This window comes from Thiomicrorhabdus sp. (assembly GCF_963662555.1).
GTDB lineage: Bacteria > Pseudomonadota > Gammaproteobacteria > Thiomicrospirales > Thiomicrospiraceae > Thiomicrorhabdus.
In genome coordinates this window covers 319,127-342,941 of record NZ_OY759719.1, presented here as the reverse complement: position 1 = coordinate 342,941, position 23,815 = coordinate 319,127, and the positions used below count along the sequence as shown (strand labels likewise).

16 protein-coding genes are annotated in these 23,815 nt (G+C 39.1%); 5 read left to right on the top strand and 11 right to left on the bottom strand.

Annotation, left to right across the window (positions count from 1 at the left end; all coding sequences use genetic code 11):
• Positions 1-28: 28 nt before the first annotated feature.
• The 3 genes from ACORJQ_RS01350 to ACORJQ_RS01340 all read right to left on the bottom strand — a co-directional run bounded on the left by ACORJQ_RS01350 (position 29) and on the right by ACORJQ_RS01340 (position 6,254).
• Positions 29-3,997, bottom strand: a complete 3,969-nt coding sequence (locus ACORJQ_RS01350) for an EAL domain-containing protein (RefSeq protein ID WP_321325323.1) — start codon at positions 3,995-3,997, stop codon at positions 29-31.
• Between the two features lie 22 nt (positions 3,998-4,019).
• On the bottom strand, positions 4,020-4,961 hold the full coding sequence (locus ACORJQ_RS01345; RefSeq protein WP_321325322.1) for an ABC transporter substrate-binding protein: 942 nt from the start codon (positions 4,959-4,961) through the stop codon (positions 4,020-4,022).
• A 342-nt stretch (positions 4,962-5,303) separates the two neighbouring features.
• The gene (locus tag ACORJQ_RS01340; RefSeq protein WP_321325320.1) at positions 5,304-6,254 is read right to left on the bottom strand and encodes a helix-turn-helix domain-containing protein; all 951 of its coding nucleotides are present in this window, start codon (positions 6,252-6,254) and stop codon (positions 5,304-5,306) included.
• 174 nt (positions 6,255-6,428) lie between these two features.
• On the opposite strand from ACORJQ_RS01340, the gene ACORJQ_RS01335 reads away from it, so the two are divergent.
• From ACORJQ_RS01335 to eat, 3 genes are all read left to right on the top strand, one after another.
• A complete protein-coding gene (locus tag ACORJQ_RS01335) occupies positions 6,429-7,835 on the top strand; it encodes an ethanolamine ammonia-lyase subunit EutB (RefSeq protein ID WP_321325318.1) in 1,407 nt (468 codons plus the stop codon).
• Positions 7,832-8,701 (top strand): ethanolamine ammonia-lyase subunit EutC, encoded by an 870-nt coding sequence (eutC, locus tag ACORJQ_RS01330; RefSeq protein WP_321325316.1) that lies wholly within the window; start codon positions 7,832-7,834, stop codon positions 8,699-8,701. Before ACORJQ_RS01335 ends, eutC begins: the two co-directional genes overlap by 4 nt.
• Positions 8,702-8,890: 189 nt before the next feature.
• The gene (eat, locus tag ACORJQ_RS01325) at positions 8,891-10,312 is read left to right on the top strand and encodes an ethanolamine permease (RefSeq protein ID WP_321325315.1); all 1,422 of its coding nucleotides are present in this window, start codon (positions 8,891-8,893) and stop codon (positions 10,310-10,312) included.
• Positions 10,313-10,509: 197 nt separating this feature from the next.
• Here eat and cmoB read toward each other — a convergent pair whose 3' ends face one another.
• The 6 genes from cmoB to ACORJQ_RS01295 all read right to left on the bottom strand — a co-directional run bounded on the left by cmoB (position 10,510) and on the right by ACORJQ_RS01295 (position 16,078).
• Positions 10,510-11,502, bottom strand: coding sequence for a tRNA 5-methoxyuridine(34)/uridine 5-oxyacetic acid(34) synthase CmoB (gene cmoB / locus ACORJQ_RS01320; RefSeq protein WP_321325314.1), 993 nt, complete (start codon positions 11,500-11,502; stop codon positions 10,510-10,512).
• A 34-nt stretch (positions 11,503-11,536) separates the two neighbouring features.
• Positions 11,537-12,274 (bottom strand): carboxy-S-adenosyl-L-methionine synthase CmoA, encoded by a 738-nt coding sequence (gene cmoA, locus ACORJQ_RS01315; RefSeq protein ID WP_321325312.1) that lies wholly within the window; start codon positions 12,272-12,274, stop codon positions 11,537-11,539.
• A gap of 135 nt (positions 12,275-12,409) precedes the next feature.
• On the bottom strand, positions 12,410-13,570 hold the full coding sequence (locus ACORJQ_RS01310; RefSeq protein WP_321325310.1) for a murein transglycosylase domain-containing protein: 1,161 nt from the start codon (positions 13,568-13,570) through the stop codon (positions 12,410-12,412).
• Positions 13,560-14,240: a cation efflux transmembrane domain-containing protein gene (locus tag ACORJQ_RS01305; protein WP_321325308.1), complete on the bottom strand. Its 681-nt coding sequence runs from the start codon at positions 14,238-14,240 to the stop codon at positions 13,560-13,562. The genes ACORJQ_RS01310 and ACORJQ_RS01305 overlap by 11 nt, the downstream gene beginning before the upstream one ends.
• A gap of 57 nt (positions 14,241-14,297) precedes the next feature.
• Positions 14,298-15,185: a DNA/RNA non-specific endonuclease gene (locus ACORJQ_RS01300; protein ID WP_321325306.1), complete on the bottom strand. Its 888-nt coding sequence runs from the start codon at positions 15,183-15,185 to the stop codon at positions 14,298-14,300.
• Between the two features lie 116 nt (positions 15,186-15,301).
• On the bottom strand, positions 15,302-16,078 hold the full coding sequence (locus ACORJQ_RS01295; protein ID WP_321325304.1) for a methyltransferase domain-containing protein: 777 nt from the start codon (positions 16,076-16,078) through the stop codon (positions 15,302-15,304).
• 129 nt (positions 16,079-16,207) lie between these two features.
• Here ACORJQ_RS01295 and ACORJQ_RS01290 point away from each other — a divergent pair, with 129 nt between their 5' ends.
• Entirely contained in the window at positions 16,208-16,555 is a 348-nt protein-coding gene (locus tag ACORJQ_RS01290; protein WP_321325303.1) for a putative quinol monooxygenase, read from the top strand.
• 192 nt (positions 16,556-16,747) lie between these two features.
• Positions 16,748-19,363, top strand: coding sequence for a plasma-membrane proton-efflux P-type ATPase (locus ACORJQ_RS01285; protein ID WP_321325301.1), 2,616 nt, complete (start codon positions 16,748-16,750; stop codon positions 19,361-19,363).
• 192 nt (positions 19,364-19,555) lie between these two features.
• Here the strand turns inward: ACORJQ_RS01285 and ACORJQ_RS01280 are convergent, their stop codons facing one another.
• Together ACORJQ_RS01280 and ACORJQ_RS01275 are read right to left on the bottom strand one after the other, a co-directional pair.
• Entirely contained in the window at positions 19,556-22,666 is a 3,111-nt protein-coding gene (locus ACORJQ_RS01280; RefSeq protein WP_321325299.1) for an efflux RND transporter permease subunit, read from the bottom strand.
• 3 nt (positions 22,667-22,669) lie between these two features.
• Positions 22,670-23,773 carry an efflux RND transporter periplasmic adaptor subunit gene (locus tag ACORJQ_RS01275; RefSeq protein WP_321325297.1) on the bottom strand — a complete coding sequence of 368 codons (1,104 nt, stop codon included), beginning with the start codon at positions 23,771-23,773 and terminating at the stop codon, positions 22,670-22,672.
• Positions 23,774-23,815: the final 42 nt, after the last annotated feature.

Below are 23,815 nucleotides of genomic sequence, written 5' to 3'. Positions count from 1 at the left end.
TACGTTTTGTTTAGCTTTTATATTTGTTTCACTCTTTCAAATCGCTTCTGTCTAATAGTTGTATAAACGCAGACCTTTTATCCCTTAGCAGATTGAGTTGTCTTATAGCCTCTTCATCATCAAAAACAGTTTTTGCCTGTACAGCCTTCCTTGCTATATTGTGTATTTCTTGATGTGTGCGATTAATCTGATCAAAAGTGGTTTGGTATTTAAAGGTTTCAAGACCTTTAGAATGCAGCCATAAGCCAAATTCACATCTTAAATGCGATAAAATTTGAATGTTTTCTAGCGACGAGTTATGCAATACCGCAGATTCAATTTTATCCACCCAAGCAGTATGAGCGAGCTGTGCTTTTAAAATTCGTTTTTTATGAGAGTTTATTTCATAGATGTTTTCCCAGTTAGGGTCCAAATTTGGTTTTTCTAGCCACGCATAAGTCTGCTCTTTAGACATTGGCTTGGCAATGGCATAACCTTGAATGATATTTACACCTAACTGCAGTAAAAGTTTGATATGTTCTTGCGTTTCTGCCCCTTCAGCGACGACGGTTAAATTAAATGCTTCGGCCATCGATTTTATAGCTTCAATAATACTTAAACTGTTGGTTTCAGTGAATATCTCACGAATAAACATTTGGTCAATTTTGACCTCATTTACGGGTAAATTCTTTAAGTAATTGAGCGAGGCGTGGCCCGTTCCAAAGTCATCAATGGCAAATTTAAAACCTTTGGCTTGGAACCGTATAATTTGTTGAGCAATTTTTTGAACTTGCTCTAAAGCAGAGCTTTCTAAAATTTCTAGAGTGAGTTGCTGAGGAGCAATATTATGGTTGTCTTCAAAGAGTTGAATAAGTAGATTACAAAAATCTTCGTTGAGTAAAATTGAACCTTCAATATTCAAGCTCACGCCAAATCGGTAGCCTTTTTTATTGAAGTTTATCAATGCCTGGACACCCTGTTTAAGGATATACTGACTAATGGTATCCATTAAACCGAACTGCTGAATTTTTCCAAGAAATTTATCAGGAGACAGAATTCCTTTTTGAGGATGATTCCAGCGAACCAACCCCTCTAAAGAGAGGATTTGGTTACTTCTACAATTTACTTTTGGTTGAAAGAAAAGTTCAAACTCTTGGTTTTGAATGGCATCTAATAAGGCTTTTTTCTCATTTAAGTTATACCATTCATATTGAACAATTCTGTTTTTTCCTTGCTGTTTAGCCTCGTACATAGTTTGGTCGGCTAGTCGCAATAATTGCTCCGAACCAATTTTTTCTGAATATTTATGATGGTAATAGACCACACCAATACTGCATGAAACTTTAAGAGATTGTTCCTCATATTCAACCTCCTTAGAGGCATCAGTAAGTAAACGTTTTGCAATATTATAAAGCTCATGAATGTGTTGATTACCAGTAATGAGAACCACAAACTCGTCCCCACCAATACGTGATACCGTGTCACTTTCGCGCACGGTATTTACAAAACGTGAAGCAATGGTTTTAAGTAGGTGGTCACCCGCTTGGTGTCCATAAAGATCATTAACTTGTTTAAAACCATCTAGATCAATAAACATTAAAGCAATGATATCTTCTGTACGTTGTATGGAGGCAATAGCTTGGGTAATACGATCAGAAAGTAAAAAGCGATTAGGTAGATTGGTCAGAGCATCATAATGCGCCATTTTTTCTAACTCTAGCTGATATTCCTTTTCGTGGGTAATGTCCGCAAACAATGCAATAAAGTATTCCGGTTCATTATTAGTATCATACACAACACTGATTTTTAAACTTTGTGGGTAGACTTCACCATCTTTGCGGCGATTCCAGATTTCACCTTCCCAGCAGCCGTTATCTAGTAGGCTTTTCCAAAGCTTTTGATAAAACTCTTTGTCTTGATGACCTGAGCTGAACATGTTTGGGTTAGCACCCAAGATTTCTTCTATTTTATAGCCAGTAATCTCGCAGACTCTTTCATTGGCTTGTACTATTTTATTATTTTTGTCGGAAATAAAAATTCCTTCATTGGCAGACTCAAATACAGTCGCAGCTTGTTTTAGACTTTTTTCAGAGGCTACTTCTTGAGTGATGTCGGTTACTAAACCATCAATAGATATAAGTTTATCTTTTTCATAAACGCCATGCTGTTGAACTAAAACGATTTTTTCTTGTTGGCTTTTGGGAGTAATAAAACGAAGAAAAAATTGATTGTTAAGATCTTCACCAGAGATAATTCTTGCAATAAATTTTGTCCCTTCTTCGATAGAATCTGGTAACCAATTGATTTTTTCAAACCACGCTTTATGTAAAACCTCATCAACAGAAATTTCAAATATATCAACAATCCCTTCTGAAACATAATTCAGTATGCCCTCAGCACCATTGTGAGAAAAAACCAAATGGTTATTACCTAAGTCATTTAATAAACGTTCATATTTGTTTTTTTGAGATTCAAGTTTATCGACTGAACGTCGTTCTTTAACCAAGTGCCAAAGCTCATTACAAATCAAGAGGCAAGTATCGGTATCTAGTTGGTTATAGTCAGAGTTTTTATTGCCTATTCCTGCCAATAAAACCACTTGATCCTTTTCAATGACCGGTAAAGATATCATACGTTTTAATGGTGAGTGGCCTGTTGGTAAGCCTTTCTTATGTTGATAAGATGCATAGTCATTAATTATTACGATCTTTTTTTGGCGTGCAGCATCAGCCCATGCTCCCGCTTCTCTTATGGGGTAATGCGATTCATAGTCGGTCACATGGCAATATTCTTTTAAAGTATTGTGCGACCAAGCTACCAGTTGTATTTCTTGTTTGGCTTGGTCAACAATGTGAATAAAACTGATTTCGCTGTCAGTTAACTCTTCAATACGTTCTAAGGCATATTGCATTAAATCAGTTTCAGAATGTTCTTCTGCATATTTAGGGAGCGTTAACAGCACTTCATCAATTCGATTTTGACGGTTTAATTTTTTTTGTTGTTGATTAATTGTTTTTAAGCGGTTTTGGAACATGAATAAGAAAATAATAAAAAACAACATTGTAAGAGCAATACTTATGATTGAAAGCTTGTATTGTTCCCACAGGTCACCAAGGGTGATTTTTTCTTTAATATCATAAGGTGGAAGTTTTAATTCCCTTATAAGGTTATCTAAAGGCTTATAGTCCAGAGGTGCAACAAAACCAGCGATTCCAGCTTGTTTTGCAGCAGGGTTGTCTGCTCTTAAAGAGAAGAGAGCAACGACAATATCTCTTTTTAGATTATCATCTAAACCCGGCAGGATGATAAATGGCCATTCTGGATAAAGTGGAGTGGAAAGCAATTGTGGAAAAGCACGATCCGTTTTTTGATTGAGAATGTGCAATTGGTCTAGCTTGAGTTTACCTCTAGCAATCCACTTTTCAATTATGCCTGTGCGAACAAATCCAGCATCGACTTGATTAGCCAAAACGGCTTTTATTACCGAATCATTATCTCCTACTTGTTTAAAGTGCATTTTTTTATAGTTGATGCCTTTTTTATAAAGCTCATAAATTGGAATACGATAGGCTCCAGTATTATTCAAGGTAGGCACGGCTATTTTTTTACCAACTAAATCTTTAATATTGTGGATGTTGGGAGAGTTACTTTTAGTAAAAATTACACCTCCTAAGCTATCCAAGTGATGGTTTTTAAAGAGTGTCTGTTGCGTTGCAGTAATACCACCTAATACAACTTCGTTTCGTAAAACTTGATATAAATTTGGGTTGATAAGGAGTAAATCTACCTGTTTTTTTCGCACGGCTTCTATAAGAGCGGCAGAGGTAAAAACTTTAAGCTCAACTTGGTTGTTAGGTAGAGCGTTAGAAAGGTAATCAGCAAATCCTTGATATTGTTTTTGAACGGATTCTTTAGATTGATATTGGTAAATACCCAATACAAGCTTATGCGTAGCCATAGCCGTTTGAGTAAAAAAGCTCGCTACAATTAGGGCGAGTAACGCAATAAATGATTTCATTGTTAGCCTCTAGAGTGCCCGCTTATTTAATGCATTGATTACTGTACAAATTGGTTAAGTCATCATGGTTTTTTAGCAGTTTGTTTTTTTGTAAGAGGTGAAAAAGATTGTTAGAAATCTTTGAAAAATGGCTTTGTTTTTCTAAAAAATGATAATTTGCCTCAGTAGATGGAATGCTTATTCCGTTTAAACTTTTTTCAGCTTCTTGAGCTGTTACATTTAGCAGCTGTGCTAATTGGTATTTAGAATCTTCATAATTCGATTTAAGATAGTCTACGCCTCTAAGGTGAATGTGAACTGCGGAGCAGATATCTGAGGCTCTTGTCTTAAAAACGGGTTCTCTAACGGCTAATACATCTAATATGGTTTCGGGGATTTCCGAACTATCAAAAAGCTCATTGGCTCCCAATTTTAAAAGCTTGCTAGCTTGAGGAAAAAAGCTAATGACGATATCGATTTCTTTGTTTTTAAAGGCTTTAATCTCATCTTTTCCGTTAATGTCATAAAGTTTTACATCGGCACGTGTGAGCTGATATTTATGTAAAAAATGGTATAGCATTATTTCACCGAGTGCATTTTTTTTGTAACCAATGACTTTGCCCTTTATATCTGAAGCGGTTTGAATATTGGCTTGAGCCACTACGATATCCGAACCTGCTGAAATATTACTAATTAATAAGACCGTTAGCGGAACTCCTTGATCACGCAGTTGAAGCACTTGACCAAGGGTTAGATAGCCAGCATCCACCTCTTTGTTTTTAAGAAGATGCATGGTTTGAGATGAATTTATAGTGTTGATGTATTGAATTTCGGGATAATCTTTGAGGTTATCTGAGATGTAAGGCATCTCATAGCCAATCCAGGGTGAGATTGCAATTTTGATGGGTTCGGAGTTGTTACAACCATTCAATAAAAGTAAAGCTGTAAAAATTATCCAAAACTTTAAAGGCTTTAGTTGCTTCATTAACAAATCGCTTTTTATTCAACTAGTAAATCAAGTATAAGCTTTTACCTTTAACATTAACAACTTGTATATGTAGTTTATGAATCCCGTTCTGGTTTCCCTTTAGTATCATTTAGGGTTATTAAATAAATACCATCACAGTTCAGTACACAACACAACGGTACTGGATAGCCTCTATAGTTTTAGTGTGCTTCTTGGGTTTAAATATTTCTAGCGACTAAGCGATTTAAAAGACGAGTGTTGTTTTCTTGATATGGCGTTTTAAGAAATGACAGGCCTGCTATTTATTAGGTTCGAATTGAAGAAAAAATAAGTAATCAAAAAACTTAGAGATTTACTTCTTTAGTGTGATTTTCGCAAGGTTTCGGAAGGAGACTCACCAAACAGCTTTTTATAGTCGCTACTAAATTGGCCAGCATGAGTAAAGCCCCAGGTTTCTGCAATTTCAACTACAGTACTCTCTTTAGGAGCGTTTTTTAAAGCACGTCTCACTTGATTAAGCCGAGTCATGCGTAAAAATTTGAGTGGGCTGTACCCCAAAATAGTTTCAAAGCTATATTGTAAGGTTCGGCGGCTAACATAGGCAATTTGGCATAGTTCAGTCATGGTAACGGGTACTTGCTGATGTTCATGAATATAGCTTTTAACTCTCTCAACAACCTGTTTACGATGTTGGTAACTCGGTTTTGGTCTTCTAAAGTTTCCATTTTCGGGCAGGGCATTAATTAGGCTAGAAATTAAAATGTCCTCTTTTATATGTGCGGCCATTTTGTTTGAATTTTCCCCAACGATTTCTCCAAGATGATGTTTTAAAGCATCGAGATTTTTAGGATCGAGCTCCAAAGCGGGATTTTTAAATATATCCATCTCTCTTAACTCAATACCCTGCAATTCAGCAATTTGATTTAAAAACGTATTTTCTAAAACCACGCCATAAATCGTAAAGTCTTCAGGAGTCACTAGTTCAAACTCATGATCTCCTACACGAGTTGCTAAGGCATTATTCATTAAACCTTGGCCATTAATTCTCACATTTTTATTGTTTTCAAGCGGTATTCCAAACCAAATGGCGTCAGGCCAAATTTGGCATTGTTGGTGTAAGGCTTGGTTGCTGTACTCTCTAAAAACATGCAAGTTTTGGCTAGTGAGCTTGTCAACCGTGCCATAAAAAGCACCATCACTCATCTGATCGTACTCTTGCTGCCAATTGGTTAAGTTACCGGCTTGCTGATCAGGATCATCGGTTTGCAATATGCACCGTTGTAGTGCGCTTGATTGATTTTTAAACTTCAAAATAATCTCAGTCCTAATATTGAAATCAATTAAGGCTTTATTAAAACACTATAACTTCTTGTTTTAAATAGACTTTAAAACATTTGCCAAAATTCGATATTCGCTCGGAACATTACTCGCTTCTGGCTCTTCAGCAACTTTTGTTCCCTACAATTATTTTTTAAGCGAGTGTGCATGATCTTGAACTATCACTATTCTCTTGGCGGATATCGTTATCAATTTAAAGACTTAGGTGATTTGCTTGCCAAAGCGACGCCTGCTCGTTCGGGAGATCGATTAGCAGGTGTGATTGCTGAGTCGGCAGTGCAAAGAGCCGCCGCTCAAATGGCATTGGCAGAATTACCACTTAAGACTTTTTTAAATGAGGCGGTTATTCCTTACGAAACCGATGAAGTGACTCGGTTGATTATTGATGAGCATGATAGTGCAGCATTTTCTAGCATTTCACATCTTACGGTTGGCGACTTTCGTAACTGGTTGCTTAGCGACAAAGTTGATTCTGAAACTCTTAAACAAGTTCGTTGGGGTATTACGCCAGAAATGGCTGCGGCTGTGAGTAAAATCATGCGTAACCAAGATTTAATTATGGTGGCCAAAAAATGCAATGTGACCTCTGCCTTTAGAGGAACAATCGGCCTACCAAATCGTTTAGCTACTCGCTTACAACCTAATCATCCTACCGATGATGTTAATGGCATAGCGGCCAGTCTTTTAGATGGCTTATTGTACGGTAATGGCGATGCGGTGATTGGCATTAACCCTGCAACAGATAATGTGTCACAAGCTATTAAGCTGATGAATCTAATGGATGATGTGATTCAAACCTATAAAATTCCTACCCAATCTTGTGTTCTCACGCACGTTACCAACACCATAGAAGCAATTGAACTTGGTGCTCCTGTTGATTTAGTTTTTCAATCGATTGGAGGTACAGAAGCGACCAATAGTAGTTTTGGTTTTAATCTAAATACCCTTAAAGAAGCTCAAGAAGCGGCACTCTCTTTAAACCGTGGCACAGTTGGCAACAACGTAATGTATTTTGAAACAGGGCAAGGTAGTTCTCTTTCAGCTAATGCCCATCATGGATTAGATCAACAGACCTGTGAAACCAGAGCCTATGCAGTTGCTAGAAAGTTTTCTCCTTTATTAGTTAACACTGTTGTCGGTTTTATTGGGCCAGAATACCTATTTGATGGCAAGGAGATTACGCGTGCAGGTCTAGAAGATCATTTTTGTGGCAAGTTATTAGGCCTGCCAATGGGCTGTGATGTTTGCTATACCAATCATGCTGAAGCTGATCAAAACGACATGGATAACTTACTCACCTTACTTGGTGTAGCAGGGTGCTCTTTTGTTATGGGGATTCCAGGGTCAGATGACATTATGCTCAATTACCAAACCACATCGTTTCACGATGCTCTTTATGTCAGGAGAGTATTGGGGTTAAAGCCGTCACCAGAGTTTGAAAAATGGCTTAGTGACATGGCTATTTTTAAGGATGTTGATAACTTTATTTTGTCTGATGAGATGCCTTCCTCTTTTGCACATTCATTAACCTCTTTACCAAGGGGCAGACTATGAATAAGCACGACTCTATTAAAGGGAACTTAAGCCATTCAAGCACTCCCCCCTCTGAAGTAGTTGAAAACCCATGGCGAAAATTGCGTGAATATACCGATGCCCGTATTGGTTTGGGCCGTTCAGGGGTTAGCTTACCCACGCATGAAATGTTGGCATTTCAACTGGCACATGCACAAGCTAAAGATGCAGTACATATGCCTTTAAACGTGTCTTCTCTTCAACAAAAACTGAATAGTGTAATCCGCGTTAATCAAATTTCGCAGTATGTTTTACATAGTCAAGCAATAGATCGCGTTAGTTATCTTCAACGTCCCGATTTAGGCAGACGTTTAGATGAATCCTCGCAACAACAGCTCAACGCTCTTAGCCACTCTTTACAAGTCAATTTTGACTTGGCAATTGTGATTGTTGATGGCCTTTCATCAAAAGCGGTTCAGCAAAATGCGGCTCCGTTTATAGAAACATTGTTAAACCATTTTGCAAATGATGCCGATCTTAAAGAATTGCAATTAGCGCCCATCACAATTGTTGAGCAAGGCCGTGTGGCAATTGGTGATGAGATAGGTGAATTACTCAATGCCAAATTGGTTGTGGTATTGATTGGTGAACGACCAGGGTTAAGTTCACCAGACAGCTTAGGGTTATACCTAACTTGGGAACCCAATGTAGGTCGTAACGATGCTCAAAGAAACTGTATTTCAAATATTCGCCCAGCAGGTTTGTCTTTTGAAGATGCAAGCCAAAAAGCACTGTATTTAATTAAAGAATCACGTCGCCTAAAACTCACAGGCGTTAATTTAAAGGACCGAAGTAATGAAAAATCAATAAGCAATCAAATGGATGAAACTAACTTTTTAATTGAATGAGAGACCTTTGCACAACACGAAGAACGTATAAAAACGGCTATAATTCTCTATCTTCAGGCTAAAAAATCCGCCCAATAACTGGTTATTATGCGTATTTTTTAGCCTAAATCTAAAGAATTCTATCTCGTTTTTCTTACGCCCCTGAGTCGTGCAAAGGTCTCTATAAGTTTAGCTCTGGAGGCTAGAAAAATGGAAACGAAAGCAAATCAAGAATATTACGCCAAACGGCAACTTAAAAAAGGCACAGCAGGCTGGTTTTTATTGGCAGGTTTGGGTGTGTCCTATGTTATTTCAGGTGATTTTGCCGGTTGGAACTTTGGTATTGAACAAGCAGGATGGGGTGGTTTTGCGATAGCCGCAGTACTAATGGCGATTATGTATTTAACTTTAGTTTTATCATTAGCGGAGATGTCATCGGCTATTCCAACTGCGGGTGGTGGTTATGGTTTTGCCCGTCAAGCAATGGGGTCAACGGCAGGCTTTATGACAGGGTTGGCAGTATTAATAGAGTACGCCTTGGCTCCAGCAGCCATAGTTATATTCATTGGCTCTGCGTTTGAGGCTCTTACTGGCTTTAATGGCATGTGGGTGTACGCCTTGTTCTATTTGGTGTTTGTTGGTATTCACCTATTGGGAGTGGGTGAAGCCTTAAAAATCATGATGGTCATTAGCGGATTGGCAGTGTTTGCTATCTTGGCAACGGGTGTAGCGTTATTCAGTAGTTTTGATTCGTCTAACTTGTTTAATATAGCGGTGACCGATGCCGCAGGGGCTTCTGAACTTTTACCATTAGGTTGGTATGGTGTTTGGGCGGCTTTACCGTTTGCCATGTGGTTATTCTTAGCTATTGAAGGTGTACCTTTGGCGGCAGAAGAAGCTAAGGATCCAGCTAAAGACGTACCAAAAGGCATTATCGCCGCTATGCTGTTTTTATTGTTTACAGCGATTTTAGTGGTGTTTTTATTAGCAGGTTCTGCAGGTGCAGATATGATTAGTAAGAGTGCTGTTCCATTAGTGGATGCCTTAAATGCCAATGGTAACCATGCGTTAGCAACACTAGTAAACCTATTAGGTTTAGCAGGATTAATTGCTTCATTCTTCTCAATTATTTATGGTTATAGTCGCCTTATTTTTGCACTGTCTCGTGCAGGTTATCTTCCAAAATCATTGTCTTTAACCACTGAGCATAAAAAAGTCCCTGCACGTGCGTTAATTATTCCGGGTATTTTTGGGTTTTTGGTGTCGTTAAGTGGTGAAGGTGATTTGATTCTAGCCATGGCAGTTGTAGGAGCAACGGTTTCTTATGCGTTAATGGCTTACAGTCATATTGTGTTAAGAATCAAACAACCTGAGCTTGAACGTCCATATAAAACACCTGGAGGCATTGTCACTTCCAGTATTGCACTGGTATTGTCTTTAATTGCATTAACAGGCGTTTATGCATTTGATCCACGAGCTTTTTTCTATACTATGATTCTGTTTGTAATTGGTATGGCGTATTACTTATTGTTCAGTAAAAAGAGCTTGGTTGCCCATACTGCAGAAGAAGAGTTTGAAATGTTAGCTCAGGCTCAAGCAGATTTAGAACCTGCTTATCAAAAAGCGACTTAATTTCAAAAAACTTAGCTAAGACTGTATGCTGTTGAAGGTTATGTAGGGTTAGATTGATTTATATTTTGCGGAAGATTTCTTTAATCTTCCGTATATTTCTAGTTTCTAGAGTTTTTACCCTATGCTCACAAAATTTAATTTGCCACAGGACATGCCAGGCCTGGTAAATTCAAAAACTTCCTTCACTTTAAAACCAATTATTTTGGTTTATTACACACCATTACGGCACGAAGCGGAGCAGGGTAACCTTCTATGGTTTTGTTGTGGTCTTCTGGATCTAAGAAAGTTTCTAGAGAGTTCCAAGTCATCCAATCGGTGGTACGTTGTTCTTTAATGCTGGTTTGGTCAATATCCACACAGCGTACATTTTGCATACCGCAACGTTCTAACCAGTGAGTCAGTTCTTTTACAGAAGGTAAAAACCACACATTGCGCATTTGAGCATAACGCTCGCCAGGCACTAATAGTTGACCGTGTTCTTCTGGCACAACAATGGTTTCTAAAACCATTTCGCCACCTGGTAAAAGTTGGTTTTTTAGCTCGTAAATATGGTCAATCGGTGAGCGGCGATGGTATAACACGCCCATAGAAAATACCGTATCAAATGCTCCACCTTTTTTAGAAACGGGCAATTGTTCCAAGGTAAGCGGTAAGAAATAGGCAGGAATTTTTTCACCAATAAAGTGTTTGAGTACCAAAAATTGACACATAAACAGTAAGCTTGGGTCAACGCCTACCGCTAACTCAGTACCTTCACCCGCCATTCGCCAAAGGTGATAACCACTGCCACAACCAATATCTAATACTTTGCGGCCTTTTAAATTCGCTAAATGGGGGCGAACACGATCCCATTTCCAGTCTGAATGCCATTCGGTATCAATAAAAATATCGTGAATAGAAAAAGGCCCTTTACGCCAAGGATGAAACTCACGCAACGCACTTTCTAACTCAAGTTTCTCAGCTTCATTTAAAGGACTATTTTGGGCAACGGTTATTGCAGATTGATTAAGGTCAAACGGCATATTTGCCTCAAAACATTGCACACGCTTCATTGCATCTAACCAGCGTGGTAAGTTGCCATTACCTTCTGGATGTAGGGCGGTATCAATTAATAAAGGAAGCTGTTGTTTCCACTCATTAAATCGTTCGTCTTCGAGTTTATTCCAAAAAGTATCGTAATGTTGCTTCACGTGAAACCTTGTTTGTTAAATGGCAATTGGCGTTTTATTTTATCGCTAAAAAAGAGGCAAAATTATACGCTTGAAACCAAATGCCTGCTGAGCTAAAGCCTGCATTGTTTAAACGTTTGATATGTTCAGCTTCGGTATCGGATATGAGTACGTTTTCTAAAGAGCTGCGTTTTTGACTGATCTCTAATTCAGAATAGCCATTGGCGCGTTTAAACTGTAAATGCATATGTTCAATGGCATTTTGAAGTTTGCTGTCTTCAAAATGAATTTTTTCAGACAAAATCAACACGCCACCAGGTTGAAGGCCTTGGTAAATTTTTTTAATCAGTTCATCACGTTCTTCTGGATCAATAAACTGTAAGGTAAAGTTAATCACCACGACTGACGCGTTGATGATTGGCACCTCCGTCATATTGGCACAGTGCAAATTTACGGGAATATCTGAATGATAAGCGTGTAAGTACTCCTCAGCACGTTTAATCATCGCTTCTGAGTTATCAATGGCCTCAATTTCACAACCTTGCACCGTAATATTACGACGCATGGTTAATGCCGCCGCACCTAATGAACAGCCTAAATCATAGAGTTTGGTATTGGGTTGGGCATAGGCTTTAGTCAGCTCACCAATGCCCGTTAAAATGGTTTGGTAACCTGGCACGGAACGCTGAATCATGTCTGGAAAAACCGCCACGACCGATTCATCAAATTGAAACGCTCCAATGGCTTCATGAGCTTGGGCGTAAATGGTGTCTTTTTGGCTAGTTTTTAGCATGATGCACTCATTGTATTGATTGGTGAGTTGTTTGATTTAATAAACGATTATTTTATTGAATTTTTACAAGATTTACGACTTACATTAAAAATACTTTGAATGAGTAAGCTTCAATAACGACTTACATATATAAAATTAGGTGTACTTGCGTTTGTTTCGAGTCACTTTCTGCACATAATTTCTGGCCTCAGAACTTGATAAATGTTTGACCAAATGGGCATAAACTTGGCTACTAGAAAGTCGGTTTATTTTTGTTACCGCTCGGCTTCTATTGCTATCAAAGGCTTCTAATACATTGCCACTGCCGGTATTGTATGCCGCAATCACACAGTATTCTTGCGATTTTTTATTGCGAATCCCTTTGAGGTAACGTGTAAACAAAATAGATAAATACGCTGTGCCATATTCAATATTACGAGCTGGGGTGAATAACGTGGTTTTTGAGGGTATGCCATCACGATTGTGTAGTAATCTGTGGGCATCTCGTCCAGCGGTTGAAGGCACAATTTGCATTAAACCATAGGCTGGAGCCGAACTGACCGCATAAGGGTTAAAACGGCTTTCGGTTTCCATAATGCCATAAACCAAAGCGGGCTCAATATTAAAGCGTTTACACTGTTTTAACACATCAAACTGATAGTGACGTTTTTGTTGGTTTTGATAGTCGTTGACCATGCTAAAGCTGACAGCATGACGAATTTTGCCGTTATCCGAAAACGTTTTGTAATGTGTTTTCATTAAATAATCAGCAAAACGATTAGCGCGCCAAGCATAGCGAATCGGTTTTTTATCTTGATCTCTTACTAACTCTAATAAAAACGGTTTTGAACCTTGTGGTGGCGTTTTTGCACTGAATAAATCTACTTGAGTTGGGTCTTCTGGAGTGAGTAGCGTTTGCACAATGGCATTTTTTAGTGCGGTTTTTGGATGGTTTTTTACAATGGTCTCAATTTGAATTTGCCCACTGTTAAAATCAATAATCGCTCGGCTTTGGTAGTTGTCTGTGTATTTAACATAGGCCTTGGGCGATGCTGTTTTTTTATCGCTCCAATTTTTAGCGATTTCATCTATAAAAAGAGCGATTTGTTTACGAACTACGCCATCAATTTCAGGAATACCTACGCCAGGTACTTGGGCAGAAATGGCTTGCGAAACATTGCCGTTGTAGAGTTGGTGACTGGTAGTAATACCACGACGAATCTCTGAAACGGTACAACCGCTCAATGAAACTGCACCAATGCCAGATAAGCTTAATAGGCCTAGAAATTGTCGTCTATTGAGTTGATTATTTTTCATTGAATGTTGTATTGGTAGAGTGATTAACGTCTTTCAAAGAGTTGTTGGCTTGATTAAAATCGGGAAGCTCGTTTATGGTTTGTAATTCAGATTTTGCATCACGAATGATGACAAACGCTCCGCTTAGTAAAATAAGGGTAATACCACCACCAATAATTAAATCTGGCCATCTGGAATCTAGCCAAAACACTAATATCCCACTGATAATGACCCCTATGTTTGCCAACACGTCATTGGCTGAAAAAATCCAACTGGCACGCATATGCACTTCACCATTGCGGTGTTTGTATATTAGTTTTAAGCAATAGCTATTGGCGATTAGGGCGGCAACACCCATTGCAATCATCAATTCTGAGGTTGGATCACTTCCAAATAGTGTGCGTCGTAGCACCTCAAACCCCACAAGAAAGGCGAGCATTAATTGAAAATAACCACTGATTAAAGCGGCATTGGCTTTGATGCTAACAGCACGACCAATCGCGTAAAAAGCGATGGCATAAACAATCGCATCTGCCAGCATATCCAAGGAGTCGGCAATTAGCCCTGTAGATTCTGCATACCAACCTACTCCCAGTTCTAACACAAAAAACAGGGCGTTAATGGTAAGCAGGGTTATCAGGAGTTTTTTTTGTGAAGCGTCATTGACTTCGATATTGCAATTACAAGCCATTTAGTTTTTTTACATTTTATATAGATTGGTTTTAATCATACCAGTCTAAGTATCAGATTAGTATCGTGACGGGCGATTAGCCACTTCTTGTAAACGCCAGGCTTCGGGTGTTTGGCTAGATTCTAATCGTTCTTCAAAATCATCTTCTAAGTCTGCAAAAAAGTCGATACCGGTTAAACGTTCTACCTCATCGATGCTTGTAACAAACGTCATTAAACTTGCGGTAGATTTTGCATTTTGCGGAAAAATAAATGCCAGTGCTTTAGCGGGTGTTTGTGGCGTTGAGGGTTTAATCAAAATCTTATAAAACGCTTTTGGTATTTTCACGCTCGAGTTTTTTAAAGTTTTTGGTTGGGCATCAAAAATCGGTCCTGTTGTGACCCAAAAATCACCATTTTGTTCAGATAAATCATTCGCTATAACCTCTTCTAAACGTTGCCAAGACTTTTGGTTTAGCTTTGGTCTTTGCGGGGTAATGTTGGTCATTAAAAAAGTCTCTTTTTGAGCGGTAGAACCATAACGACTGGCAATCACATAGTTAGGTGCCATGTGTCCACGATCGTAACCAGAACCAGTGTAATCATCATGCTTTACCTGTTGATAAGAACGCCAATCACTTGTAAATCCAGAGGGGCGTTTGCCACTTTTGTATTTAGCTTTAGTTACTTTATAGGTTACCCACAGTGGGTTTTCTAAGCTTTCAGAGTATTCAAGCATATAACCTTGGTTTCTTAAAATATGAGAAAACCCTGTCATAATCCCGGTTTGTGGTGGTGTGGCGTTCACTTGCGGTACGCCCATATATGTCATGGCCGGGCGGGCAACAAACACCTCATAGCCATACCAAAGCCCGCCTAAAAGTGGAATAAGAATGAGGAATTTAGGGCGTTTAATCAGTAAATGAATTAAGGGTCTTACAAGTTGTTTTAAAGCGGATTGTTTCATGTGGTTTTAATCTATTATTTAAATTAGTAAGTTATTTGAAAATGGATTTGAATTTTACCCTCTGCTCACAAAGTTTAGTGTGTCACAGGGCATACCAGGCCTGGTAATTAAGGTTTTTAACCTTGTTTTTTAGCCAATATATGAATATATCGAGCCATATTACGGTAAGTAGGTTCTCGGCAATAGCGGTACTCCATTGCCAATAGCTCTTCTTGATTGGTTTGGTCTAAAGCTTCAGGTGACATATAGTCGTGAAACACTCTAATCCCAGTATGTATTTGAATCTCAAACCCCCAATCTTGTAACCATTGGCAAACCTCTTCGGGAATTTGTGGGTTAGGCGGGGTAAGTTTCTTGCCTTTACCCATATATTCATCTTTTAACAGGCCTGGTAAACGCCAAGCACCTTTTAAAGTGTTGCGAATGACGACCGAATTACGGTTATAGAATAAGAGTGAGAGATGTCCCCCTGGCTTCACTTTATTGGCTACGATTTGTAAAGTCTGTTGTGGAGTGGCTAACCACTCTAAAACGGCATGAAATAGCACTAAATCAAATTCTGGTAGAGTTAGAGCGACCTCTTGTGCTGGGCCTTCAATAAACGTAGCATTAAGGTGGTTTTCGGCAAAATTCTGCTTGGCTCGCATTAACATTTGGTGCGATAAATCACACAAGATGACATCATGACCGGCTTCTGCAAACCATTGACTGATTTGTGCAAAACCACAACCTGCATCCCAAATAGTTGATGGCGGTTGATTACGCAGTGAATCCAAATCTTCTTTAAGCAATTTTAAACGCCACTCACCTTTAATGGTGTCATACACTTTGGCTTCAAATTTATCGACCAACTTATCAAAGTTACGGTCTTGTAATGGTTTGTGATTATTCATAACCTCGTATTATAAGATTTACCAGGCCTGGTAAGTTAGCTTTTGATTAGTGTTTAATTGACTAATTAATTGACGCATTGCAAATACGTCCCTAAACTTAATTTTTTAACATTCAAATGAGAACCAAGCATGTCATCTAAAGTTTATTGTTTAGCTCAATTTCAACCTAAACCCGGTAAAGAACAAGAACTGTTTACCGTTTTACAAAGTCTAGAGCCAAATACTTTAAGAGAAGATGGTTGTATTCAGTATCGCGTAACTCGTCACATTAACAGCCCATTTGCTGAGGGCAATAGCTTTCCCATTGTCTTTAATGAAATTTGGGCCAATATGGCCGCTTTTGAAGCTCATTGCCAACGCCAAGAAATTGTTGAATTTTTTAATACTTATTGTGTGGCAGAAGATGGTTTAGCGGCTGATTGGAATGTCTGTGTTTATAGTGATGAGCCAGAAAACTACGATGCTCCAAAACTTTAATATAGAGACTGTAGCACAAGACCACAAACGGGCTAAAAGTTGATTAATATCAATAATTTGGGGTTTATTGACCTGTTTTAGATTTTTATAAAAAAACCGTGTTTTAGTCTCTATGCAGAGCTTGTAGAATAACAAGCAAATTTCGCATTATCTTGGCGTTATACATTGGAGTTATACATTGGAGTTATACAAATGAATAGCACAGAGATGAAAAGCACAGATTACTATCTAACCCAAAGTATTGAAGATTCCCTTTCAGATTTTCAAGTTAACTCCAAAATGGGGTTATCTTCAGAAGAAGCCCAAAAACGATTGGAGCAGTTTGGTGCAAACCAAATTACCGAAAAAGAAGAGCCTCTTTGGCATCGATTTTTTAAACGCTTTTGGGGGCCTATCCCTTGGATGATTGAAACCGCCGCTTTGCTTTCTGCTTTTTTGCAGAAGTGGGAAGATTTTGTGGTTATCGTCATTATGTTGCTTATCAATGTGTTACTCGATTTTTTTCAAGAGCACCGAGCTCTAAATGCCCTAAAGGTTTTAAAACAACAAATTACCCAAAAAGTACGAGTGTTGCGTGATGGTGAGTATCAGCTAACGCCTGCAAAATTTTTAGTGCCAGGCGATATTATCCGTTTGCGTATTGGAGATGTGATTCCGGCTGATGTACAGCTGTTGAGTGGTGATTTTTTATCCATAGATGAATCCTCGTTAACGGGTGAGTCTTTGCCCGTTACTAAGCGAGAAAGTGAACTAGGCTACAGCAATACCGTGATTAAACAGGGTGAGATGCTAGCCTTAGTGGTAAATACGGGCGGAAATACGCGTTTCAATTCCGTAGTGGCCTTGGTGGCCAAGGCCTCGCTAAAAGAACGTAGTCACTTTCAAAAAATGGTAATCAAAATAGGTAATTTTCTGATTTTTATTACCTTGATTTTGGTTGTAATGATTTTGATTATGGGGTTATTCCGTGGCGAAGATTTGTTTGAAATCGCCCGTTTTTCATTAGTGCTTACGGTCGCAGCCATTCCAGTCGCATTGCCAGCGGTTCTTTCTGTAACCATGGCGGTTGGAGCCTTAACTTTAGCCAGAAAAAAAGCCATTGTATCTCGATTAACTGCCATTGAAGAGTTGGCAGGAGTGGATGTTTTTTGCTCAGATAAAACAGGTACCTTAACCAAAAACGAGATGCAGGTTGCCGAACCGATTGTATTTGAAGGCCATACCGAAGAAGAACTCTTTATCTATGCGGTAATGGCATCAAAACACGAAAATCAAGACCCGATTGAGATTCCGTTATTTCACTATTTAGATGAAAAATACCCAAATTCTAATTGGACACAATGGCAACAAAATAGATTTACACCTTTTAATCCAGTCAGCAAGCAAACCTCCGCAAAGATCTCTTTTCAAGGTAAAGAGTTAGAAGTGTATAAGGGTGCCGCTCAGGTACTTTTAGATTTAGCCAATCTGTCAGAAAATGCCTTAATCGCCATAAATCAAAGTGTCAAAATGTTTGCCGACAAAGGCTACAGAACCCTAGCCGTTGGTGTGCAAGAGCTAGGAGGCAGTATTAAATTGGTTGGCCTTATTCCATTGATTGATCCAGAAAGAGCTGATTCAGCCCAAGTGATTCAAAATATGCGAGATAACGGTGTTCAAGTAAAAATGATTACAGGCGACAATGTTGCGATTGCAGAAGAAATAGGCCGAAGACTTGGCCTAAGTAAACGCAGTTTACGAGCCAATGAATTAACCGGTAAAGCCAGTCATGAATTCTTTGGATTTGCTCAAGCATTGAGTCGTGCTATTTACCAAAAACTTTACCCAGAAGTCACTCAAGACAAAGCTAGAGATTTTGCCGATGATGTCATGGTCGCTCTAGAAAAAAGCTTTGATATGCAAAGCTTAGAAAAAGAGTTTGTTCATACCCATGAATCGGTTTTGATAGATACCCTAGAAGCCGTAGATATTTTTGCTGAAGTTCGTCCAGAAGACAAATACACCATTATTGAAACCTTACAAAAAGCGAGCCACATTGTAGGTATGACTGGCGACGGGGTAAATGATGCCCCAGCACTTAAAAAAGCCGACTGCGGTTTTGCCGTATCAAATGCCACCGATGCCGCTCGTGCTGCCGCTGATATTGTTTTAACATCACCAGGCCTGTCAGTGATTAATAATGCCATTGACCAAGCACGTATCACCTTTGAGAGAATGAAAAGCTACGCTACTTTTAGGGTTGCTGAGAGTATTCGTATTATTTTATTTATGGCATTGAGTATTTTGCTGTTTAATTTTTACCCAATTACCACCTTAATGATTATCTTATTGGCGTTGTTAAATGATATTCCTATTTTAGCCATTGCCTATGACAATACCAAAATCAGCAAAAGACCCGTTAAATGGAATTTAAGCTCTTTACTTACGGTCTCTTCAGTATTAGGTGTAGCTGGCGTAATTTCTTCTTTTATGCTGTATTTCTTTTTAAGAGAACAAGGATTAAGTGAAGAGTTAATTCAAAGTTTACTGTTTTTAAAACTGATTATTGCAGGCCATAGCACCATTTATGTTACTCGTACTGAAGACTGGTTTTGGAAAAGCCCTTGGCCATCGCCTTTGTTATTAATAGCAACCTTTGGTACTGAAATAATAGCCACTTTGATGACTGTGTATGGCATATTAGTCACCCCAATTGGCTGGGAAAACGCACTCTATATCTGGTTATACGCATTAGCGTGGTTTTTAGTAAATGACTTTATTAAAGTCTCTGTTCATAAAATGCTAAATAGTAATCATGCAAGTGTTTAAGGCGACTTTACCACCGCTTACAATGGTTTTTAAAAAGAGTATGTAGTCTGTCAAAGCCAGTAACTTAATAATATTACTCATTAATATTACTCAATAATATTATTATGTTTTCTAAACTCTCTTAAAGAAAGGCAATGCCTGGTTGTTTATTCATATAACCAGGGCATTGGGTAACGGATAGGTTTTTCTTTTCTAATTTATTTTCTCTTCTAAGGCTTTCTCTAATTTATGGGTAGAGGCGAGTGGTGAGCCGCTGTTTTTGGCAATGAGTGCATAGGCACTTGGAATAATAAATAGGCTCAACAAGGTTGAGAATGCCACGCCAAAGAACAGTACAATTCCAAGAATATAACGGGTTTCTGCCCCAGCACCGCTTGAGAAGATAAGCGGAATGGTACCTGCAATGGTGGTGATTGCGGTCATTAAAATGGGTCTTAATCGTAGTTGAGTGGCAGACACTAGGGCGTGATAAGAGGCGTAACCTTGATCTCGTAATTGGTTAGTGAACTCTACAATTAAAATCCCGTTTTTAGTGGCTAAACCAAGCAGTAATACCAGTGCGATTTGACTGTAAATATTTAAACTCATATTAAATGCGAGTAAGGCAAATAACCCTCCGACTAAAGCCAGCGGCACGGTGAGTAATATCACCATTGGGTGAATAAAACTCTCAAACTGTGCGGCTAATACTAAGAAGATAACCAAAATTCCCAAAATAAATACCATATAAAATGCGTTTGAGCTATTTTGAAAATCACGAGATTGGCCTTTATAGTCAATAATGGCTTCAGGCGGTAAGGTGGCACGGGTGAGTTTATTGAGATAAGTCAGTGCCTGGTCAAGCGATAATCCATCTTGAAGGTTAGCAGACAGTGTCATTGAACGAACACGGTTGTAACGGTTTAAAGTGGATGCAACGCCCGACGTGGTATAGCTCACTACTGAGGATAGCGGTATCATTTGATCGGTTGTTGCTGATCGTAAATAAATACTTTCTAGGTCTTTTGGTGAGGTAAACCATTTGTGGTCAGCCTTGAGGTAGATATCAATCTCTTCACCTTGATGTTGGTAGGTGGTGACTTTTTTACTTCCCAAAAGTACCTGCAGGGTTTCGGTAATATCTTGCTGAGAGATACCTAGAGCAGCCGCATGAGCATAATCAATGTGTAATCTAATCTCAGGTTTATTGGGTTCATAGTCCCAATCTAAACCTACCAGGCCTGGGTTATTTTTTTGGAGGGCCTGGTTCATCATACCTTGCCATTTTTGCAGCTCATCATAACTTGAGCCACCAATCACAAATTGCACGGGTTTTTGTATTCTGCCACCAATCGGTGAACGCATAACGGGTATGGCTTTTACACCAGTTAAATCAGAGAGTTTTTTCTTAACCTCTTTCATAATGGCGTAAGCAGAACGGCGTTTTGACCAGTCTTCTAACACCACAATAACAAAACCGGTATTAAAGATTTCAGTACTGCTAAATGACCTTGGAGCACGAATCAATAAACGTTTGGCTTCACCGTTATCTACTAACGGCATGAGACGTTCTTCAATCTCATTCATATAACTTTGCATATACTCATAACTCGCTCCTTCAGGACCTTTTACCATCACAAAGAAAGCCCCTCTGTCTTCTTTAGGCACATATTCTTTAGGCACATCTGCTGAGTAATATACGCCTGCGGCAATGAGACCAATAAACAGTAATAGACTAATCCAGGCGTGGCGTAAATTTTTAATTAATAGCTTTTTAAAAAAGTGTGATGGAGCTCGCCTACGGCTAGATTCTTGACCATCTGTGTCTAAAGAGACTTTGGTTTTTCTAGGTTTTAAGAGGTTAGAGGCTAAAGCTGGTGAAAGGGTAAGGGCAACCCAACTAGAGAATAACACCGCTACTGCAAGGGTAACGGCAAATTCTGAGAACAGTCGGCCTACTTGACCCTCCATAAAGGCAATAGGTAAAAACACCGCCACCAAAGTTAGGGTGGTAGCTACGACTGCAAAGCCAACTTGGCGAGTACCTAAATAGGCTGCGGCAATCGGTTTATGGCCTTTATCTATATGGCGTTGGGTGTTTTCTAAAACCACAATGGCATCATCAACCACCAAACCAATGGCTAATACTAAGGCCAGCAAAGTGAGTAGGTTAACCGAAAAGCCCAGAGCCCATAACACACCAAAGGTGGCAATGAGCGATACTGGCAAAGTGACCATGGGTACTAAGGCTAATCGCCAGCTTTTTAAAAACGCCAGCATCACTAAAGCGACTAAGGCTAAAGCAATAAAAAGAGTTTTATAGACTTCATTTACCGCTTGTTGCACAAAGACCGATGAATCATAACTGTTGTTGAGTTTGAGGCCGTCGGGCAAAGATTGATTAACCATATCTTTACGTTCGCGGGCTAATTTGGCAACCGTTAAAGTATTTGCATTGGATTGTTTAATAATTCCAATCCCTACCATTGGTACGCCATTTCCTCTAAACAGGCGGCGACGTTCTATGGCTCCGAGTTTGACCTCGGCCACATCTTCTAAAGTGAGCTGACCGATCTGTTGGTTTTGTTTGATAATGAGGTTTTTTAGGTCATTAATGGTGCTAAGTGGTTTATCGGCCTGAAGGGTAAAGAGGACTTGATCGCCTTGTAATGAACCAATAGGTAATTCAATGTTTGAGGCTTTTAAGCGATTTTCTATATCACTTGTGGTAACGCCATACATAGCCATTTTTTTAGGGTTAAGCCAAATACGTAAGGCGTAAGATTGGCCACCGCCTACTCGTACACGTGCTACGCCATCTAAAACAGAGAAACGGTCAACCAGGTAACGTTCGGCATAATCGGTGAGTTGCGGCACCGTCATTTGGTCACTGGATAGGTTAAACCATAAGATGACGTTTTCATCACCATCTACTTTTTCTACTTCTGGTGCGGTCGCTTGTTCTGGTAGGTTATCGGCTATGCGGGCTACACGGTCACGTATATCATTGGCGGCATCGTCAATATTGCGATCAATAGAAAATTCGACTTTAATCCTTGAGCGGCCATCACTGCTGGTTGATTCAATGTAACGAATCCCAGAAACACCCGAGATACGGTTTTCAATTAATTTGGTAATGCGGTTTTCTACTACCTTGGCAGAGGCACCTAAATAGGTGGTATCGATAGTGACAATGGGAGCATCAACATTGGGGTATTCGCGTAAGCTCATGCGATCAAAGGCCATAAGACCAAATGCTAATAATAATAGTGATGCAACGGTGGCTAAAATAGGGCGTTTTACAGAGGTATCAGATAGCCACATGTTTTATTGACCTTGTGCTTTTTTCAAATCGGTTTTACCAGGCCTGGTAGGTGCTAGTAGTTCCGCTTGATTTTTGTTGTTTTGCATGGCTTTAATTTTAATAGGAGATTTGCTATTTACCCGCATAACGCCTTGGCTAACCACAATATCTCCTGCATTTAAGCCTGAAAGAATTTCGGTTTTATCTGCTCCCACTTCACCTGTTTGAACTTCTAGTTTTTCTGCAGAATATAGGCCATCTTTGCTCGGTTTTAGTCGGTAAACAAATTCATAATCACCTAACATTAAAATGGCGGTGTTTGGCACCATTAAGTGAGTTTTATTAGGTAAATCAATATTGGCGTTTACCACCATATTGCTTCGTAATAAACCGTTCTTATTGGGAATTTGGGCTTGTACCTGTATCAGGCGGACTGAGCTCTCTAGCCTTGGCGAAATGGCTGAAATTTTGCCGCTAAAAGTTCTGTTTGGAAACGCATCTGATTGGATAGAGACTTCCAGGCCAGGTGATAAAAATTCTAAATATTTGATAGGCACAAACAAGTCGAGCCGCATTTGACTGGTATCGTCTAAACTCACAATCTTGGTTTGTGCAGGCAATATGGCTCCCACCGAATAAGGCGTAAAGCCTAACTGACCACTAAAAGGAGCTTTGATTTGATAGTTGGCAAGTATGGCTTCTTGTTCTTGACGTTGTGCAATGGCAGTTTGCCAATCACGATATTTTTCATCCACCACTGACTTAGTCACGGTGTTACTTTTTAAAGCCTTTTTAACACGCTGGTACTGGGCATAAGTCTCTTGTTCTAGTACTTTGATTTCTTGAAGTCTAGCAAGCTCTTGTTTGTTATTAAGCTCAACTAAAAGCTGGCCTTTCGTTACAAGATCGCCCGCTTTAAAGAGGATCTTCTCAATGGTGTCAGTCACATTTGAAGCAATATTAATTGACTGATTAGCCTGCAAATTACCCAGTGCCTTAATTTGCTGTGGTTCAGACTCCATATTGGCCTGATAAGCAATGATTTGAATAGGTGGTTTGCCATTGGCGTAGCTTAATTGGCTAAACAATAAAACAAGCGGAGTTAACCATAAAAAAGATGTTTGCATTAGACGCTATCCAGTTATATCAGTAATGGATTGATTTTATGT

What these genes read in the sequence shown, in the direction of transcription:
- ACORJQ_RS01280 (WP_321325299.1), bottom strand. Translation starts at nt 22,666, where the DNA reads ATGTGGCTATCTGATACCTCTGTAAAACGCCCTATTTTAGCCACCGTT.
- ACORJQ_RS01300 (WP_321325306.1), bottom strand. Translation starts at nt 15,185, where the DNA reads ATGAAACAATCCGCTTTAAAACAACTTGTAAGACCCTTAATTCATTTA.
- eutC (WP_321325316.1), top strand. Translation starts at nt 7,832, where the DNA reads ATGAATAAGCACGACTCTATTAAAGGGAACTTAAGCCATTCAAGCACT.
- ACORJQ_RS01335 (WP_321325318.1), top strand. Translation starts at nt 6,429, where the DNA reads ATGATCTTGAACTATCACTATTCTCTTGGCGGATATCGTTATCAATTT.
- ACORJQ_RS01345 (WP_321325322.1), bottom strand. Translation starts at nt 4,961, where the DNA reads ATGAAGCAACTAAAGCCTTTAAAGTTTTGGATAATTTTTACAGCTTTA.
- ACORJQ_RS01310 (WP_321325310.1), bottom strand. Translation starts at nt 13,570, where the DNA reads ATGAAAAATAATCAACTCAATAGACGACAATTTCTAGGCCTATTAAGC.
- ACORJQ_RS01350 (WP_321325323.1), bottom strand. Translation starts at nt 3,997, where the DNA reads ATGAAATCATTTATTGCGTTACTCGCCCTAATTGTAGCGAGCTTTTTT.
- ACORJQ_RS01305 (WP_321325308.1), bottom strand. Translation starts at nt 14,240, where the DNA reads ATGGCTTGTAATTGCAATATCGAAGTCAATGACGCTTCACAAAAAAAA.
- ACORJQ_RS01295 (WP_321325304.1), bottom strand. Translation starts at nt 16,078, where the DNA reads ATGAATAATCACAAACCATTACAAGACCGTAACTTTGATAAGTTGGTC.
- ACORJQ_RS01285 (WP_321325301.1), top strand. Translation starts at nt 16,748, where the DNA reads ATGAATAGCACAGAGATGAAAAGCACAGATTACTATCTAACCCAAAGT.
- eat (WP_321325315.1), top strand. Translation starts at nt 8,891, where the DNA reads ATGGAAACGAAAGCAAATCAAGAATATTACGCCAAACGGCAACTTAAA.
- ACORJQ_RS01290 (WP_321325303.1), top strand. Translation starts at nt 16,208, where the DNA reads ATGTCATCTAAAGTTTATTGTTTAGCTCAATTTCAACCTAAACCCGGT.
- cmoA (WP_321325312.1), bottom strand. Translation starts at nt 12,274, where the DNA reads ATGCTAAAAACTAGCCAAAAAGACACCATTTACGCCCAAGCTCATGAA.
- ACORJQ_RS01275 (WP_321325297.1), bottom strand. Translation starts at nt 23,773, where the DNA reads ATGCAAACATCTTTTTTATGGTTAACTCCGCTTGTTTTATTGTTTAGC.